The organism is Xanthomonas hortorum, assembly GCF_040279205.1.
GTDB lineage: Bacteria > Pseudomonadota > Gammaproteobacteria > Xanthomonadales > Xanthomonadaceae > Xanthomonas > Xanthomonas hortorum_F.
This window is the reverse complement of record NZ_JBEOLS010000051.1, coordinates 20,993-36,960: the sequence shown is the minus strand read 5'-3', so window position 1 is coordinate 36,960 and position 15,968 is coordinate 20,993. Positions and strand designations below refer to the sequence as shown.

Genomic DNA, 15,968 nt, shown 5'->3' with positions numbered 1-15,968 from the left:
ACTGTTCCGTCGCTTGAAAGGCTACCGCCGGATTTTCTCGCGCTTCGACAAGCTGGATGTCATGTTCCTTGGATTCCTCAGCTTCGTCCTAGTCGTTGATGGGCTTCGGATGTGTTAACAGGCCCTAGTGAGCATGCTGGTGATTTCGGCGGAGGTCAGCGCCTTGGCCGGCTTATCGGCAGCGGCCTGCGCGAATGCGCCATGCGATGCCAGGGCGAGTGCGCCGATCAGCGCGGTCTTCATCAATCGATGTGCCATGAGACTGCTCCTGCAGTGAAGTGTGCCCACGCTGGACGCGCTGTCATCGCCATCGGGTGAAAAAACCGACGTCGCGGTAGCACGAGTTCAGGCAGCTGAAATGCTCGCACCGGTCTTCATTCGCCTTGCACGTGATGTTTACCTTCCGCAGGACGTGGCTGCAGTAATAGCGCAAGGTCGTCGATGACGCGATCGGGATGGTTGCGCTGCGATTCGCACCGGAGCCAGAACGATGCACAGCCCGCACGGACGCATAAAATCGAGCCGCCTTGCGGCGGCTCGATCCGATTACATCAAGGTGTGACGCGTGTGATGCCCGCTGCCCACGGAGACAGGATCGACATCTGCGGCCGGTCGGTGCCGTCCTTGTTCGGCTGTAGGGTATAGGCGTAGGAGCCCCACCAAGCACCTGCGGCCCACCACGTCCAGCCCAACCAGACATCGTCGTTTCTCTGCATATACTTGAGCATGCCATACAGTGCACTATTACAGGTCTTATTGCTGGCACTGCCGAATTCTCCAAGGAAACCGCGCTTGTGATTGGCGCGTAGCCACTCGGTGAAGCTGCGCAGACGATCGGCACCGATGCTGGAATTGACGCACACGTTGGTCGTGCCGCTGGAATCTGCGTCCAGATACTGATGCACCTCGAACGCGTAGTTGTTGAGGGGATCGTAGATGGACGCCAGCGCAGTGGCATTGGAATAGCCATCGCTTGTGAGCGAGGACCAACTGTGCGCACCGGTCCAGAGAACGCCTGGGACCAGGATCAAATTGTTCGCACCGGTGACGCGGATGGCGTTGATCGCCGCCTGGGCGCTACCAGCCCATCCGCTGGCAGACACGCCATTGGGCTCGTTCATCAGGCCGAAGATCACGGCATTGTCGTTGCGGAACACCAGCGCAAGACGCCGCCATAAATCGGCGAACGTGGCGTTTTGCACCTCGCTGCTACCGATCTTGTAGCCGTTGTATTTGGCGTAGTTGTGGATGTCCAACACCAGATACATGCCCGATGCCTTGGCGCGTGCCACCGCCTGTTGCACCAATGCCAGTTGCGCCGGATCCAATTCGCCGCGCGCACTCGGTTGCAGGCGCTCCCACAGGATGGGAAGACGGATGGTATTCATGCCTACACCTGCGAAATAGGTGTAATCGCTGGTTGCCGGATACATATAATCCTTGTTGAGGACTCCGGGCTTTTTGGAAGACGCGAATTCTGCGCCTGAGAGATTGACGCCGGCGTATTTCAATACGCGCGTTCTTGCGTGGGCGAGCGGCAACGTGCCGATCAGGAGGAACAGCAGGGCGCAACGGACAAGGTTGCGAAGCGAGTGAGAAACGGCAGACATAAAGCAACTCCTTAGACGACGGGGAAGATGCGTCACAGCACCCTTTGTGCTTGCGATCTGCGCGAAATACGCCGCATCCGTCGTCTTTAATGCATCTGCCGTACCGAACTCCGGGAACATTAACCTTGAAGTAAATATGGGGAATGATGCGCAGTCATATATCGCACAGGTCACTTTTCGAATCAGCGCGTTATAACGTGGGGCGTGGAATGCGGCAGCGCAGGCTTTTAAAGCCGAGATACATGCAAAGCCGTGTCGAAAGACCATCGTATGGATGCGCTCGCTGTCAACGGTCCGGCGTCGGATCACTGACGTCACAATGCAGTAGCACGCGCAGCGAACGCATAAGCGTTTGCCGTCGTCGTTTATGTTTATCGCAGGCGTTTATTAACTGAGCGATGCGCTTTCCACGGTTTTGTGGCTGACGCGCCGGGCAGGATCATCCGGATGCATGCACGCGAGCCTGGCAGCAATCTGCTGGGGCAAGCAGCGCCCTAACACCAGAGGATCACGCACCAACCGAAACACCTCCGTCCCCGGCGTCAGTCAGGTGGTGATAGCTTTTCAACTGCAATGCGGGTGTTGCACTTGGATATCGAGTCCAAGCTGTGTGACCGCACGTTGCGATGACACACACAAAAGAGCCGCCTTGCGGCGGCTCGATCGGATCATGGCGAGATCACGTCACATCAAGGGCTGAAGCGTGTCGCGTGGGTCGCCTGTGGCGACAGGATCGACATCTGCGGCTTGTCGGTTCCGTCCTTGTTGGGATGTACGCTGTATTCGTAACTGATGTTCCACCATGAACCGGCAGCCCACCACGTCCAGCCCAGCCAGACATCTGCATTGGTTTCCATATACCCGAGCATGCCCTGCAGCGCTGCATTGCAACCGGCGTTGTTGCCGGTGCCGAATTCGCCCAGGAAACCGCGTTTTTGATTGAGGCGCAACCACCCGGTGAAACTGCGTAGACGATCGGCGCCGACGGTGGCACTGACGCAGACATTGCTGGTGCCGCTGGAATCGGCATCCAGGTACTGATGCACTTCGAACGCGTAGTGGTTGAGTGGGTCGTAGATGGAGGTCAGCGCGGTGGCGTTGGAATACCCATCGCTGGTGGGCGAGTACCAACTATGCGCGCCGGTCCATAACACGCCGGGGACCAGAATCAAATTGTTTGCACCGGTGGCCCGAATGCTGTCGATGCCTGCCTGTGCAGCGGCAGCCCAGCCACCTGCCGATACCCCATTGGGCTCGTTCATCAGCCCGAAAATCACCGCGTTATCGTCTTTGAACACCAGCGCAAGACGGCGCCATAAATCGCTGAAGGTCGCAATCGGCACCTCAGGAGTGCCTATTTTATAACCGTAGTATTTGGCATAGTTATGGATATCCAGCACCAGATACATGCCCGATGCCTTGGCGCGGGCCACTGCCTGCTGCACCAATGCCAATTGCGCCGGATCCAGTTCGCCACGTGCGCTGGGTTGCAGGCGCTCCCACAAAATGGGCAGGCGGATCGTATTCATGCCAACGCCGGCGAAATAGGTGTAATCGCTGGCAGGCGCGTACATATAGTCTTTGTTGAGGACTCCCGGCTTTTTCGACGATGCAAACTCGGCACCGGAAAGATTGACTCCGGCGTAGGTGAGTGCGCGTGTCTGCGCATGAACCTGCGGCAAGACGCCAAGCAGGATGAGAAGCAGTGCACAGCGAACAACGCTGCGCAGCGAGCAGGAAATAGAAGACATAAAGCAACTCCTTGAACGACGGGGACGATGCGTCGCAGCCGGTTGCGTGCGATTTGCGCCAAGTGCGCTGCATCGGTAGGACTTAATGCATTGGTTGTGCCCGATCGCGCAGCACACTGAGCGTTAAGTAAATGTGCGAACTCACTCCCAGTCACAATTCGCCGGGGTCACATTCCGCACCAGCACGCTGTAACGCGCGGCAGGAAAAAGCGGCCGCGCACGCTTCGGCACACGGTCAGCGCGGACGGTGTGCTGTCGAAAGAACGTCGTATGGATGCGTCTGCTGCCAACTGCATGACGCCGATTCATTGGCGCCGTGCACGGTTGCGCCTGCATGCTCAGCGCATGCGAGGCCTGGTTTGCAGACGAATGCGAGGTGCCGCTGTTAGCGGGCGACACGCTGCGCGCGAGCGCTCAGGATCGTCATCTGTGGCTTGTCGCGTCCCTGCGCATCGGGCTGCACGTTGAATGGATAGGTCCGGTTCCACCATGCACCGGCCGCCCACCAGGTCCAGCCGATCCACACATCGCTGTTGGTCTCCATGTACCCCAGCATGTTGTTGAGTGCGCTATTGCAGGTCGCGTTGTTGCCAGTGCCGAATTCACCCAGAAATCCACGCTTGTGATTCAGGCGCAACCATTGGGTAAAACTGCGCAGGCGTTCGGCACCGACGGTGCTGCTGACGCAACCGGCGCTGGTACCGCTGGAGTCGGTATCCAGATATTGATGCACTTCGATGGCGTAGCGATTGAGCGGGTCGCGAATGGATGCCAGTGCCACGGCATTGGATTGCCCGGCAACGGTGGAATACCAGCTGTGCGCGCCGCTCCACAGCGCACCGGGAACCAGAATCAGATTGTTGGTGCCGGTTCTGCGGATGGTGTCGATCGAGGCTTGTGCCGCGGTGGCCCAGGATTGCGGATTGATGTCGTAAGGCTCATTCATCAGCCCGAAGATCACCGCGTTGTCGTTCTTGAAGGCGATCGCCAGACGGCGCCACAAATCGGTAAAGGTGCTGATCGGCACGCGGCTGCTGCCGATCTTGTTGCCGTAGTACTTGGCGTAGTTGTGCACATCCAGAATCAGATAGACCTTGGCGGCCTTTGCATTGGCGACCGCCTGGCGGATCAGCGCCAATTGCGCCGCATCCAGTTCACCGCCAGCCTTGGGTTGCAGGCGCTCCCACAGGATGGGTAGCCGAATGGTGTTCATGTGTTTGCCGGCGAAGTAGCGGTAATCGCTGACAGCCGGATACAGGTAGTCGACGTTGAGCACGCCGGGTTTTTGCGAGGATTTGATTTCTGCGCCAGAGAGATTGACGCCGGCATACTTCAGGCGATTGCCGCTCTGTGCATGTGCAAGCGGCATGATGACAAGCAGCAGCAATGAGAACGCGCAGCTAAGCAGCCGGCGTGTCCGGGGGGGAGAGGGCAACATGGGTGACTCCTGAAGCATTCGCGGGGGGAGATGCATTGCACTGGCGTGGACCTGCCACGTGCATGACGACAATGCAACGCCTACACCCTAGGCGCATCCGTACATTCAAACTACGAATGCGAGATATCACTTAATTGGAGCTGTGAGCGACTTGGCACTTATTGCCAAACATACACGTGCTTTGATGTGGTAAAGCGCACATCGCGCATCGCCATCGCCGCACACAGGTCGCACTCTGCGCAGCAGCACTGCATCGACTGCTGCGCATTCGAGATGGAGTGACGTTGCAGGTTGTCTTGCGATTACACCACTGCACATCGATGCAGTGGTGTGCCTTGCATCAACGCAGATCGCAATTGCACGTATAAAACTCACCTGGTGCGCTAAAGGGACGTCGGCACTTGCGATGTATTGCGCGTGGGGTTTTGTGCGCTGCGCCGTGATTGCGGCAGCACTCCATCAAGGCGGATGTTGCAAGACGCGTAGCGCGATTGCGGGGCCACCGCCCGATTTGCGCATAAGCCGTGATGCCACCGCCCGCACACCCGATGCTTCGGCATAGCGCATGTCATACATGCAAAAAAAAACGGTGGCCGCAGCATCTTGCTGCGACCACCGTATTCGAACAGACCAGCGTGTGTTACTTGGTGGCGCGGCGTGCGTACTTGCTCAGGATCGAGATCTGCGGCTTGTCGCTGCCATCCTTGCCCGGCTGCACGGTGAAGAAGTACTCCGGCTTCCACCATGCACCGGCGGCCCACCAGGTCCAGCCCAGCCACACGTCGCTGTTCTTTTCCATGTAGGTCAGCATGCCTTCCAGCGCCTGGTCGCAGACAGGATTGTTGGCAGTGCCGAATTCGCCCAGAAAGCCTTTCTGCTTGTTCTCGCGCAGCCATGCGGTGAACCCGCGCAATTTTTCTTCGCCAACCGTGGCGCTGGTGCAGACCGGCTTGGTGCCGCTGTAGTCGCTGTCCAGATATTGATGCGCTTCGAAGGCCAGGTTGTTGCCCGGGTCCTTGAGGATCTCCAGCGCCTTGGCATTGGAACCGCCATAGTTGGCGCTGCGCCAGCTGTGCGCGCCGCTGTAGGCGGTGCCCGGCACCAGGATCAGGTTCTTGGCGCCGGTCTTGCGGATCGCGTTGATTGCGCCCTGCGCCGCTGCAGCCCAGTCGGTTGCGGAAATCCCGTTGGGCTCATTCATCAGCCCGAAGATCACCGACGTGTCGTCCTTGAATTCCAGCGCCAGCCGGCGCCACAGATCCGCCACTGCGGCGGCGGGCACATCGCTGGTGCCGATGCGCTTGCCGTTGTACTTGGCGTAGTTGTGCACATCCAGGATCAGGTATTGCTTGTTGGCCTTGGCCGCAGCCACCGATTTCTTCAGTAGCGCCAATTGCGCCGGATCCAGATCGCCGCTGAGCTGTGGCTGCAGGCGTTCCCACAGGAACGGCAAGCGGATCGTATTCATGCCTTTGCCGGCGAAATAACTGAAATCCGACGCGGCCGGATAGGTGTAGTCCTTGTACAAGGTGCCCGGCTTCTTGCGCGAGTTGAACTCGGCGCCGGAGAGATTGACACCGACATATTTCAGGCCGGCAGATTCTTTTTTCGCAGCGGCGGGCTCTTTTGCCTGCGCCAATGGCATCGCGGTGAGCAAGGTCAGTGCGAGTGCGGCACTGCGTAACGAGGGGAAATGTGCGGGAGAGCGAAACATGAAGCCTCCTTCGGCATCGACGTGAGTGGCCGCAGGGGGAGGGCACGGCCAGCAGGGATGGTGCAGGGCAGGATGGTGGTTGGTCAGCGTAGAAGCTTTGGCGTTAGTGCGCCATTCACGCCTACTGCAGCGATTTGATCGCGCAAACGCCTGCAAGGCGCACCACGCCGCTGCGGTGGCGTTCGCAACCCGACAGGCAAGACGCACTGTCGCAGGAGTGCGACAGGCGCCTGTTTTAAGCTAGAAGCTGCTTACTTTTGTCTCCTGCACCATCGCGGGGGACGTGACGCCCGGAGCCCCCTCATGAGCAAAGCTCACGCTTACGCCGCCCAGACCGCCGATCAACCGCTTGCACCGTTCGTGTTCGAACGGCGCGCACCCGGTCCCGACGATGTACAGATCGACATCGCCTATTGCGGTGTGTGTCACTCCGATCTGCATACCGCACGCAACGAATGGCACAACACGCTGTATCCGTCGGTGCCCGGCCACGAGATCGTCGGCCGTGTGACGGCGGTGGGCGATGCGGTCACTGGCTTCAAGGTCGGCGACCTGGCCGGTGTCGGCTGCATGGTCGACAGCTGTCGCAGCTGCGCGTCCTGCCAGGAAGGCGAAGAACAGTATTGCGAGCAGGGCTTTACCGGCACCTATAACGGGCCGATGTTTGGCGGCGAGAACACCTACGGCGGGTACTCCGACCACATCGTGGTCGATCAGAAATACGTGCTGCGCATCTCGCACAGCGACAACCTGGCCGCCGTGGCGCCGCTGCTGTGCGCCGGCATCACCACCTATTCGCCGCTGGCGCATTGGAAAGTCGGTCCCGGCCAGAAGGTGGGTGTGGTGGGCCTGGGTGGCCTGGGCCACATGGCAGTGAAGATCGCCAAGGCGATGGGCGCCACCGTGGTGTTGTTCACCACCTCCGAGAGCAAGCGCGCCGATGCGTTGCGTCTGGGTGCCAGCGAAGTGGTGATCTCCAAGGACGAGGCGCAGATGGCCGCGCAAGCCAACACACTGGACTTCATCCTCAACACCGTGGCCGCGCCGCACAACCTGGACCCGTTCCTGGCTGCGCTCAAGCGCGACGGGGCGATGGTGCTGGTCGGCGTGCCCGAGCACTCGCACCCTTCGCCGAGCGTGTTCAATCTGATCATGAAGCGCCGCACGCTGGCCGGTTCGTTGATTGGCGGCATCCGCCAGACCCAGGAGATGCTGGATTTCTGCGCCAAGCACAACATCGTCTCGGACATCGAAACGATTCGCGCCGACCAGATCAACGAGGCCTACGAGCGCATGCTCAAGAGCGACGTGAAGTATCGCTTCGTGATCGACATGGCCACGCTGGACAAGGCGGCCTGATTCCCCAACGCGCCCGGTAATCGATGCAGCCCTGCAACAGGGCTGCACATCAGGTGCCTGCGAACGACTGCAGCGTGGACCCGGTAGTGACCGCGTCCACGCTGCTGCCGGATGACACCGGCCACCGGCTGCAAGCATCGCCGGACCGCGACGCGATCAACCAGGTCAGGCGCCCTGCGCGGCGGCCACTCTGCCGTCCTGCGCCGGATAGGGCGACACCAGCGGCGTCGCGGGGCGTGCCAGCATGGGTGCGGAGAACAGCAAGTTCAGCGCGGGCAGGCGGCCCGGCGTGCGCAGCAGGCACAGCAGGGTGGGCGCCAGCACGCCGGTGCCCAACAACGCGAAGAACAGCAGCGACCCATCGTGGATCCAGCGCGGCAGCAGATAGGCCAGCACGATGAATGGCGGGAAGTGGGTCAGATAGAACACCACCGAGTTGCGGCCCACATAGCGGATCGCCTGCGCGGCCGGTTGCTGGTTTGCCCAGATTGCAGCAGCGATCACCAGCGGCAGCGCGATCAGTACCAGCGGCAGGTAGCCGATCCAGATACCGTGCAGCGCGGTGAGATTGGCGATCAGCACGATGGCGCACAGGCTCAGGCACGACAGTGCCCAGATCCAGCGCGGTGCCTGCTGTAGCAGTGCCGGCACGCGACCGGCCAGCAGCGTGCCGATGTAGAAGAACGCGAAGTAATAGAACGGGTCGGCCCCCTGGCGCAGCAATGGGCCCAGGCACACCGAGCTCAGCAGGGTCGCTGCCAGCACCAACGGGGCCGGCAGCCGACGCAGCAGTGGGATCACTGTAAGAAACACAAACAGGTAGAACAGAAACCAGGTCAGTGCCACGTTGCCGACTGCGATCCTGCCCAGGTCCAGCCAGGCGATAGGTTCGGCCTTGGCCAGCACCGAGCCTGCCTCGCGCAACGCGAAGATCAGCAGCGACCAGATCAGATAGGGATACAACACGTGCCGCAGCTTGCCGCTGAAGTAGGTCGCGATCCCCTTGTCCAGCCCACGCGCCACGAACAAGCCCGAGAGCAGGAACATCAGCTGCATGCGCAATGGGGCCAGCGAGCGGTTGATACGCTCGATCGACAGCATCAGCGTGCTGCTTTCTCCGGCTGCGCCGCTGCGTAGCTCGGGATAGGCGTCGAAAGCAAAGCCATAGGCGTGCAGGACGATCACCATCAGTACGCTGGCACCGCGTAGCCAGTCCACCCAGTCATCGCGTTTATGGTTGCCGGTAATGGTTTGGTACGTCATGAGGTTGCTCCTTCGGTGGGGCCCACGGCTTTGCCGCCGCGGTGTGCGACGACACGAATCAGGTCTGGATTCCACGGCGGTGTTGTCCACGCGTGGGAGGAGGGCGGATACCGTCGTTGCCGAGGACATCCGGGTAAGCGCAGAGCGTTGCGCGTGTCAGTTAGGGTGGCTGGGCTGCGTGATGCGGGGACGGCTTATATGTGACTTAGATCACACTTGTTTGGCGGGTGCAATCGTCGAGGCTGCAGATAGATGCAGGCTTGTGTGTGCGCTGATGGCAAGGTCATGCGTGGGTGCGGGCGCCTTGCATGATCAATGGCCGCTTGAGTCTGCAGTTGCCGAGATGTGGTGAAGCGCGTGCTCAGCGGCAGGCGGCGCTGCGGTGTCGCGTTGTGGTCTAAGCGTGCTGCCAGCGTCAGCCTGATCGGCGGCAGGACAAATCACCGCACGCAGCAGCAAACACTGCACGATCGCTGTGAGCGAAGTGCCGATCGCGAAAGACAGGGGGATTGGTCGTCGAGCGTTCCGGGTCGGGCGAGGCGCGACCTTGTGGGATGCGATGCCCATGGCGCGTCGCCGTGGAGGCATTGCATCGCGGTGCGTCACGCAGGCATAGCCGCTCACGCAGCGTGCGGGTTGCCCGCACGCGAGCCTGCACGCGAGCCCGCACCAATGGTGGGCGCATCGCCCACCGCTGGCAATCACTCAGGCCGCAGCGGGTTCCTTGACCTGCGCCTTGACGCCGAGCAGCTGCACGATGCTGCCAGCCGCATCGCGGCCTTCGGCCACAGCCGTCACCACCAGGTCGGCGCCGCGCACGCAGTCGCCACCGGCGAACAGGCGTGGGTTGCTGGTCTGGTAGGGCAGGCGGCCGTTGTCGTCGGCAGGGGCGACGATACGGCCGTTGCTGCCGGCTTCCACGCCTTGCGAGGCCAGCCAGTCCGGTACGGTCGGCGAGAAGCCGAAGGCGATGATCACCACGTCCGCTTCCAGCAGCGATTCGCTGCCTTCCACCGGCACTGCGTTGCGGCGGCCGCTGGCATCGGGCTCGCCGAGCTTGGTCTCCACCACGGTGACGCCAATGGCTTCGTCGTCGGCGCCGGATTCGATCGACAGCGGCTGGCGGTTGAACAAAAAGCGCACGCCTTCCTCGCGCGCGTTGGCCACTTCGCGTGCCGAGCCCGGCATGCTGGCCTCGTCGCGGCGGTACGCACAGGTGACCTTGGCCGCGCCCAGGCGGATGGCGCTGCGCACGCAGTCCATGCCGGTGTCGCCGCCGCCCAGCACCACCACGCGCTTGCCGTTGAGATCGGGCAGCGCCATCTGGTCTTCCCAGCCGGCGATCGGCCGGCCGTGCGGGTCGTTGCCGCTGACGATGCGGCTGTTCTGCACCAGAAACGGCAGCGCCGGCAGCACGTTCTTCAGATCCTGGCCGGGCAGGCCGCCATCGGTGTAGCGGTAGGCGCCGGTGCCCAGGAACACCGCATCGAATTCGCCCAGCAACTGCTCGATGCTGACGTCCTTGCCGATCTCCACGCCCAGGCGGAACTGCACGCCCATGCCTTCGAGGATTTCGCGGCGCTTGCCGATCACCGACTTGTCCAGCTTGAAGCTGGGAATGCCGAACTGCAGCAGCCCGCCGATCTGCTCGTAGCGGTCGTAGACCACCGCTTCGATGCCGGCACGCACCAGCCGGTCCGCACACGACAGGCCGGCCGGGCCGGCGCCGATCACCGCCACCCGCCAGCCGGTCGGCTGCACGTTGCCCAGATCCGGGCGCCAGCCCATCTTGAAGGCGGTATCGACGATGTATTTTTCCACCGCACCGATGGTGACCGCGCCGAATTCCTCCAGCGTGCAGCTGCCTTCGCACAGGCGGTCCTGCGGACACACCCGCCCGCACACTTCCGGCAGCGGATTGGTGGAGTGGCACAGCGCGGCTGCTTCTTCGATGCGGTTTTCCTGCACCAGCTGCAGCCACTGCGGGATCGCGTTGTGCACCGGGCACTTCCAGCTGCAATACGGATTACCGCAGTCCAGACAGCGGCCGGACTGATACTGCGCGTCGGCCTTGTCGAACTTGCCGTACAACTCGCCCCAGTCACCGGACGTACGCAGCTCCACCGGAATGCGCGTGGGCATGGTCCGGGGCAGGTCGAGGAATTGGAAGGCTTGCTTGCGGCTCATAGGGCTGGAATCGGGAATAGGGAATGGGGAATCGCAAAGGCGGTTCTGCGAGACAGGATTGGAGCCGACGAACCGGGCTTTTCACCATTCCCGATTCCCGATTCACCAATCCCGTCACTCAGGCGGCACGCCTGAGTGACTCTGTCAGCGACTCGATGCTGGCGGCCTTGGGTTTGACCAGCCAGAACTTGCCGATGTAGTCGCGGAACTCGTCCAGGATCTGCTGCGCCCAGATGCTGCCGGTCAGCTCGCGGTGGCGGCTGATCAGGGTGTGCAGATGCTGGCGATGGTTCTCGAAGCCCTCGGCAGAGACGCGGTGGATGTCGATCAGCTCGTGGTTGTAGCGGTCCACGAAGTCGCGTTCGATATCCAGCACGTAGGCCAGGCCGCCAGTGAAGCCGGCGCCGAAGTTCAGGCCCACCTTGCCCAGCACCAGCACCACGCCGTCGGTCATGTATTCGCAGCAGTGGTCGCCGGCGCCTTCCACCACCGCCAGTGCGCCGGAGTTGCGCACCGCAAAGCGCTCGCCGGCACGGCCGGCCGCGAACAGTTCGCCGCCGGTGGCGCCGTACAGGCAGGTGTTGCCCACGATCGGCGTGCTGCGCGCTTCGAAGCGCGCGCCACGCGGCGGACGCACCACCAGCCGGCCGCCGGCCATGCCCTTGCCGACGTAGTCGTTGGCTTCGCCTTCCAGCTCCAGCTGCAGGCCACCGGCGTTGAACGCGCCGAAGCTCTGCCCGGCGGTGCCGCGGAAGCGCAGGTTCAACGGCGCATCGCTCATGCCGTGGTTGCCGTGCGCGCGGGCGATGGCACCGGACAGGCGCGCGCCGATCGAGCGGTCGGTGTTGTGGATCAAAAAGCGATGGTCGCCGCCGGTCTTGTTGGCGATCGCATTGGCCAGCAGGCCATCCATCTGCGTGGCCAGGCTGTCGGGCGATTCGTACAGGCGCTGGGCGGCGCAATGGCTGCCGTCGTACTGCGCATGCGTGAGCAGGCGCGATAGATCGACCTTGACCCCGGCGCGTGGCGAGACCTCCAGCTGTTCGAGCAGGTCGGTGCGGCCGACGATCTCGTCCAGCGAGCGCACGCCCAGGTACGACAGCCACTGGCGCACTTCTTCGGCCAGCAGGCGGAAGAAATGCTCCACGCGCTCCGGCAAGCCGGTGAAGTAGTTCGCACGCAGGCGCTCGTCCTGGGTGGCCACGCCGGTGGCGCAGTTGTTGAGGTGGCAGATGCGCAGGTACTTGCAGCCCAGCACGATCATCGGTGCGGTGCCGAAGCCGAAGCTGTCGGCGCCCAGCAACGCGGCCTTGACCACGTCCAGGCCGGTCTTCAGGCCGCCATCGGTCTGCAGGATGGTGCGGTCGCGCAGATCGTTGGCCACCAGCGCCTGGTGCGACTCGGCCACGCCCAGTTCCCACGGCACGCCGGCGTAGCGGATCGAGCTGATCGGGCTGGCGCCGGTGCCGCCGTCGTGGCCGGACACGGTGATCAGATCGGCGCCGGCCTTGACCACGCCGGCGGCAATGGTGCCGACGCCGGCATGCGCGACCAGCTTCACCGACACCAGTGCGGTGGGGTTGACCTGCTTGAGGTCGTAGATCAGCTGGGCCAGGTCCTCGATGGAATAGATGTCGTGATGCGGCGGCGGCGAGATCAGGCCGATGCCGGGCTTGGCGTAACGCAGCCGGGCGATCAGTTCGTTGACCTTGTGGCCGGGCAGCTGGCCGCCTTCGCCGGGCTTGGCGCCCTGGGCGACCTTGATCTGCAGCACTTCGGCATTGACCAGGTATTCCGGGGTCACGCCAAAGCGGCCGGAGGCCACCTGCTTGATCTTGGAGCGCTTCTCGGTGCCGTAACGGGCCGGATCTTCGCCGCCTTCGCCGGAATTGCTGCGCCCGCCCAGACGGTTCATCGCAATGGCCAGTGCTTCGTGCGCCTCGGGCGACAACGCGCCCAGGCTGATCGCAGCGGTGTCGAAGCGACGCAGCACATCGGCCGCCGGGGCGACCTCGTCCAGCGGGGTCGGGGTCTCGGCACGCTTGAGCTGGACCAGGTCGCGCAGCGTGGAGGCCGGGCGCGAATGCACCGCATCCACGTATTTCTGCCAGTCGCCGGCATCGCCGGTGCGGGTGGCGCGCTGCAGCGTCATCACCACGTCCGGGTTGTACATGTGGTACTCGCCGCCGTGCACGTACTTGAGCAGACCGCCGACTTCCGGCTTGAGCTGGTCGTTCCAGGCGCGTGCGGTGAGCTCGCGCGCCTCGGTGTCCAGCCGCGCCAGGTTGACGCCGCCGATGCGGGCGGGCGTCTCGGCAAAGCACAGCTCCACCACGTCCGGGTCCAGCCCGACGATCTCGAACAACTGCGCGCCGCGATAACTGGCGATGGTGCAGATGCCCATCTTCGAAATGATCTTGGACAGGCCCTTGTAGATGCCCTTGCGATAGCGGCGGCCGATCTGCGACTGCTCGCCGCCCTTGCTCAGCTGCAGGATGCCGCGCCGGCCCAGGTCGAACAGCGTCTGGTAGGCCAGATATGGATACACCGCAGTAGCGCCGAAGCCGAGCAGGCAGGCCATGTGGTGCGGGTCGCGCGCGGTGCCGGTTTCGATGATGAGGTTGGCGTCGCAGCGGAGCCCCACCTTGCACAGGTGGTGATGCACCGCGCCGGTGGCCAGCAGCGCATGCGCCATCGGCCGGTCCGGCACCGGGTAGCGGTCAGACAGCAGTAGCATCACTGCACCGGCGCGCGCGGCGGCCTCTGCTTCCTGGCAGATGCGTTCCAGGCCGGCCTTGAGGCCTTCTTCCACGCTATAGGACAGGTCGATCAGGCGATTGCGCTCGACGTACTGCTCCATCTTCAACAGCTGGCGCAGCTTGCGTTGGCTGAGCACCGGCGAGTTGAGGATGACGTGGTTCACCGTCTCCGCGCCGGCATGGAAGATGTTGGTCTCCTTGCCGAGCTGGGTGGTGAGCGACATCGCGATGCCTTCGCGCAGCGGGTCGATCGGCGGGTTGGTGACCTGCGCGAAGGCCTGGCGGAAGTAGTCGTACAGCGGCCGGGTCTGGCGGCTGAGCACCGCCATCGGGGTGTCGTCGCCCATCGAGCCGGTGGCTTCCTGCTCGGTCTCGGCCAGCGGGCGCAGGATCTGCTCCACTTCCTCGGTGCTGAGCTGGAACAGCTTGTGGTAGCTGCGCAGGGTCTGCTCGCTGAAGGGTTCTTCCACCAGCGAGGGGTCGATCAACTCGGTCTGCAGATAGGTCACGCCCTGCTGCAGCCATTGCTTGTACGGCGCGCGCGCACGGTTGATGCGGTCGATGGCATCCGAATCGAGCAGGTCGCCGCGCTTGAGATCGATCGCCATCATCTCGCCCGGGCCCAGCTTGCCCTTGCGGGTGATGCGCTCGGCCGGCAGTTCCCACACGCCGGCCTCGGAGGCGACCAGGAAATGACGGTCGGAGGTCAGCATCCAGCGGGCAGGGCGTAGCCCGTTGCGATCGAGCATGCAGGCTGCATAGCGGCTGTCGCAGGCGACGATGCCGGCCGGGCCGTCCCACGGCTCGGTATTGAGGCCGTAGAACTCGTAGAACGCGGCCAGGTCGGCGTCCTTGAACTCCAGCGACTGGGTCGCCGGCGGCACCAGGATGCGCAACGCCTGCAGCAGGTCCATGCCACCGGCGACCAGCAGCTCGAGCATGTTGTCCAGGCTCTGCGAATCGGAGCCATGCATGGAGATCACCGGGTCGAACTCGGCGATGTCGAAGCGCGGGGTCTGCCACACCTTGCTGCGCGCCTGCGCCCAGCGGCGGTTACCCTCGATGGTGTTGATTTCGCCGTTATGCGCGAGCAGGCGGAACGGGTGCGCCAGCGGCCAGCGCGGCAGCGTGTTGGTGGAAAACCGCTGGTGGAACACGATCGCACTGGAGGACAGATCGCTGCGCTGCAGGTCCGGATAGAACGTGCTCAGCTTGTCCGGCAGCACCATGCCCTTGTAGCTGATGCCATTGGGCGACAAGGTGGTGACGTAGAAGTTGTCTACCTCGCGCAACGCCTGCTCGGCGCGCCGGCGCGCCAGGAACAGCGCCAGGGTGAAGCCGTCTTCGGTCTGCTCCGCGCCTGCATCGACGAATAGCTGCTCGATACGCGGCAAGGTGTCGCGCGCCAGCTGCCCGCACACGCTGTCGTCGGTGGGCACCACGCGCCAACCGCGAAAGTGCACGCCGGCGGTATGCAACTGGGTTTCCAGTTCGGCACGACAGCGTGCGGCATCGGCCTCGTCCAGCGGCAGGAACACCACACCGGCCGCGTAGCGCGTGCCCAGGGTGATACCGGCATCGCGCGCCAGCCCGCGCAGGAACGCATCGGGTTTGCGGATCAGCAAGCCGCAGCCATCGCCGGTGAGGCCGTCGGCCGCCACGCCGCCGCGGTGGGTCATGCGCGAGAGCGCCGCAATCGCGGTGTCTACCAGCGAGCGGGAAGGTTGGTCGTCCAACTGGGCGACCATGCCAAAACCACAGGCGTCGCGTTCGTCGCGCGCGCTGTTGTAGAGACCGTAGTCGTTGAGCCCTTGGCGAGTGCGGGGGGCCATGTCTGCCTCTTTGCGATCTGGGAGAGCGGCGACGACGTTGCAGCGCTCGATCCGT

At 63.1% G+C, this 15,968-nt stretch carries 8 protein-coding genes and 3 pseudogenes; 2 read left to right on the top strand and 9 right to left on the bottom strand.

The window, feature by feature from the left end; genetic code table 11:
• Nucleotides 1-118 (top strand): annotated as a pseudogene (locus ABS769_RS17280) (IS5-like element ISCARN85 family transposase); the annotation flags it as partial.
• 8 nt (nt 119-126) lie between these two features.
• On the opposite strand, the pseudogene ABS769_RS17275 reads toward ABS769_RS17280, so the two are convergent.
• The 6 genes and pseudogenes from ABS769_RS17275 to ABS769_RS17255 all read right to left on the bottom strand — a co-directional run.
• Nucleotides 127-258: pseudogene (locus ABS769_RS17275) on the bottom strand (PepSY domain-containing protein); the annotation flags it as partial.
• Nucleotides 259-551: 293 nt separating this feature from the next.
• On the bottom strand, nt 552-1,610 hold the full coding sequence (locus ABS769_RS17270; RefSeq protein ID WP_317060517.1) for a glycoside hydrolase family 5 protein: 1,059 nt from the start codon (nt 1,608-1,610) through the stop codon (nt 552-554).
• A 399-nt stretch (nt 1,611-2,009) separates the two neighbouring features.
• Nucleotides 2,010-2,135 (bottom strand): annotated as a pseudogene (locus ABS769_RS22735) (IS30 family transposase); the annotation flags it as partial.
• A 164-nt stretch (nt 2,136-2,299) separates the two neighbouring features.
• Nucleotides 2,300-3,361, bottom strand: a complete 1,062-nt coding sequence (locus ABS769_RS17265; RefSeq protein WP_317060497.1) for a glycoside hydrolase family 5 protein — start codon at nt 3,359-3,361, stop codon at nt 2,300-2,302.
• 385 nt (nt 3,362-3,746) lie between these two features.
• Nucleotides 3,747-4,742, bottom strand: coding sequence for a glycoside hydrolase family 5 protein (locus ABS769_RS17260; protein ID WP_317060519.1), 996 nt, complete (start codon nt 4,740-4,742; stop codon nt 3,747-3,749).
• A 697-nt stretch (nt 4,743-5,439) separates the two neighbouring features.
• The gene (locus tag ABS769_RS17255) at nt 5,440-6,513 is read right to left on the bottom strand and encodes a glycoside hydrolase family 5 protein (RefSeq protein WP_317060499.1); all 1,074 of its coding nucleotides are present in this window, start codon (nt 6,511-6,513) and stop codon (nt 5,440-5,442) included.
• Between the two features lie 303 nt (nt 6,514-6,816).
• Here ABS769_RS17255 and ABS769_RS17250 point away from each other — a divergent pair, with 303 nt between their 5' ends.
• The gene (locus tag ABS769_RS17250; RefSeq protein ID WP_006452229.1) at nt 6,817-7,872 is read left to right on the top strand and encodes an NAD(P)-dependent alcohol dehydrogenase; all 1,056 of its coding nucleotides are present in this window, start codon (nt 6,817-6,819) and stop codon (nt 7,870-7,872) included.
• A 165-nt stretch (nt 7,873-8,037) separates the two neighbouring features.
• Here ABS769_RS17250 and ABS769_RS17245 read toward each other — a convergent pair whose 3' ends face one another.
• The 3 genes from ABS769_RS17245 to gltB form a co-directional block, all read right to left on the bottom strand.
• Nucleotides 8,038-9,135 (bottom strand): acyltransferase, encoded by a 1,098-nt coding sequence (locus tag ABS769_RS17245; protein ID WP_317060501.1) that lies wholly within the window; start codon nt 9,133-9,135, stop codon nt 8,038-8,040.
• A 705-nt stretch (nt 9,136-9,840) separates the two neighbouring features.
• Nucleotides 9,841-11,322 carry an FAD-dependent oxidoreductase gene (locus ABS769_RS17240; protein WP_317060503.1) on the bottom strand — a complete coding sequence of 494 codons (1,482 nt, stop codon included), beginning with the start codon at nt 11,320-11,322 and terminating at the stop codon, nt 9,841-9,843.
• 118 nt (nt 11,323-11,440) lie between these two features.
• Complete coding sequence (gene gltB, locus ABS769_RS17235) at nt 11,441-15,913, bottom strand: glutamate synthase large subunit (RefSeq protein WP_317060504.1); 4,473 nt, start codon at nt 15,911-15,913, stop codon at nt 11,441-11,443.
• Nucleotides 15,914-15,968 lie beyond the last annotated feature (55 nt).

What these genes read in the sequence shown, in the direction of transcription:
- ABS769_RS17270 (WP_317060517.1), bottom strand. Translation starts at nt 1,610, where the DNA reads ATGTCTGCCGTTTCTCACTCGCTTCGCAACCTTGTCCGTTGCGCCCTG.
- ABS769_RS17265 (WP_317060497.1), bottom strand. Translation starts at nt 3,361, where the DNA reads ATGTCTTCTATTTCCTGCTCGCTGCGCAGCGTTGTTCGCTGTGCACTG.
- ABS769_RS17255 (WP_317060499.1), bottom strand. Translation starts at nt 6,513, where the DNA reads ATGTTTCGCTCTCCCGCACATTTCCCCTCGTTACGCAGTGCCGCACTC.
- ABS769_RS17250 (WP_006452229.1), top strand. Translation starts at nt 6,817, where the DNA reads ATGAGCAAAGCTCACGCTTACGCCGCCCAGACCGCCGATCAACCGCTT.
- ABS769_RS17245 (WP_317060501.1), bottom strand. Translation starts at nt 9,135, where the DNA reads ATGACGTACCAAACCATTACCGGCAACCATAAACGCGATGACTGGGTG.
- ABS769_RS17240 (WP_317060503.1), bottom strand. Translation starts at nt 11,322, where the DNA reads ATGAGCCGCAAGCAAGCCTTCCAATTCCTCGACCTGCCCCGGACCATG.
- gltB (WP_317060504.1), bottom strand. Translation starts at nt 15,913, where the DNA reads ATGGCCCCCCGCACTCGCCAAGGGCTCAACGACTACGGTCTCTACAAC.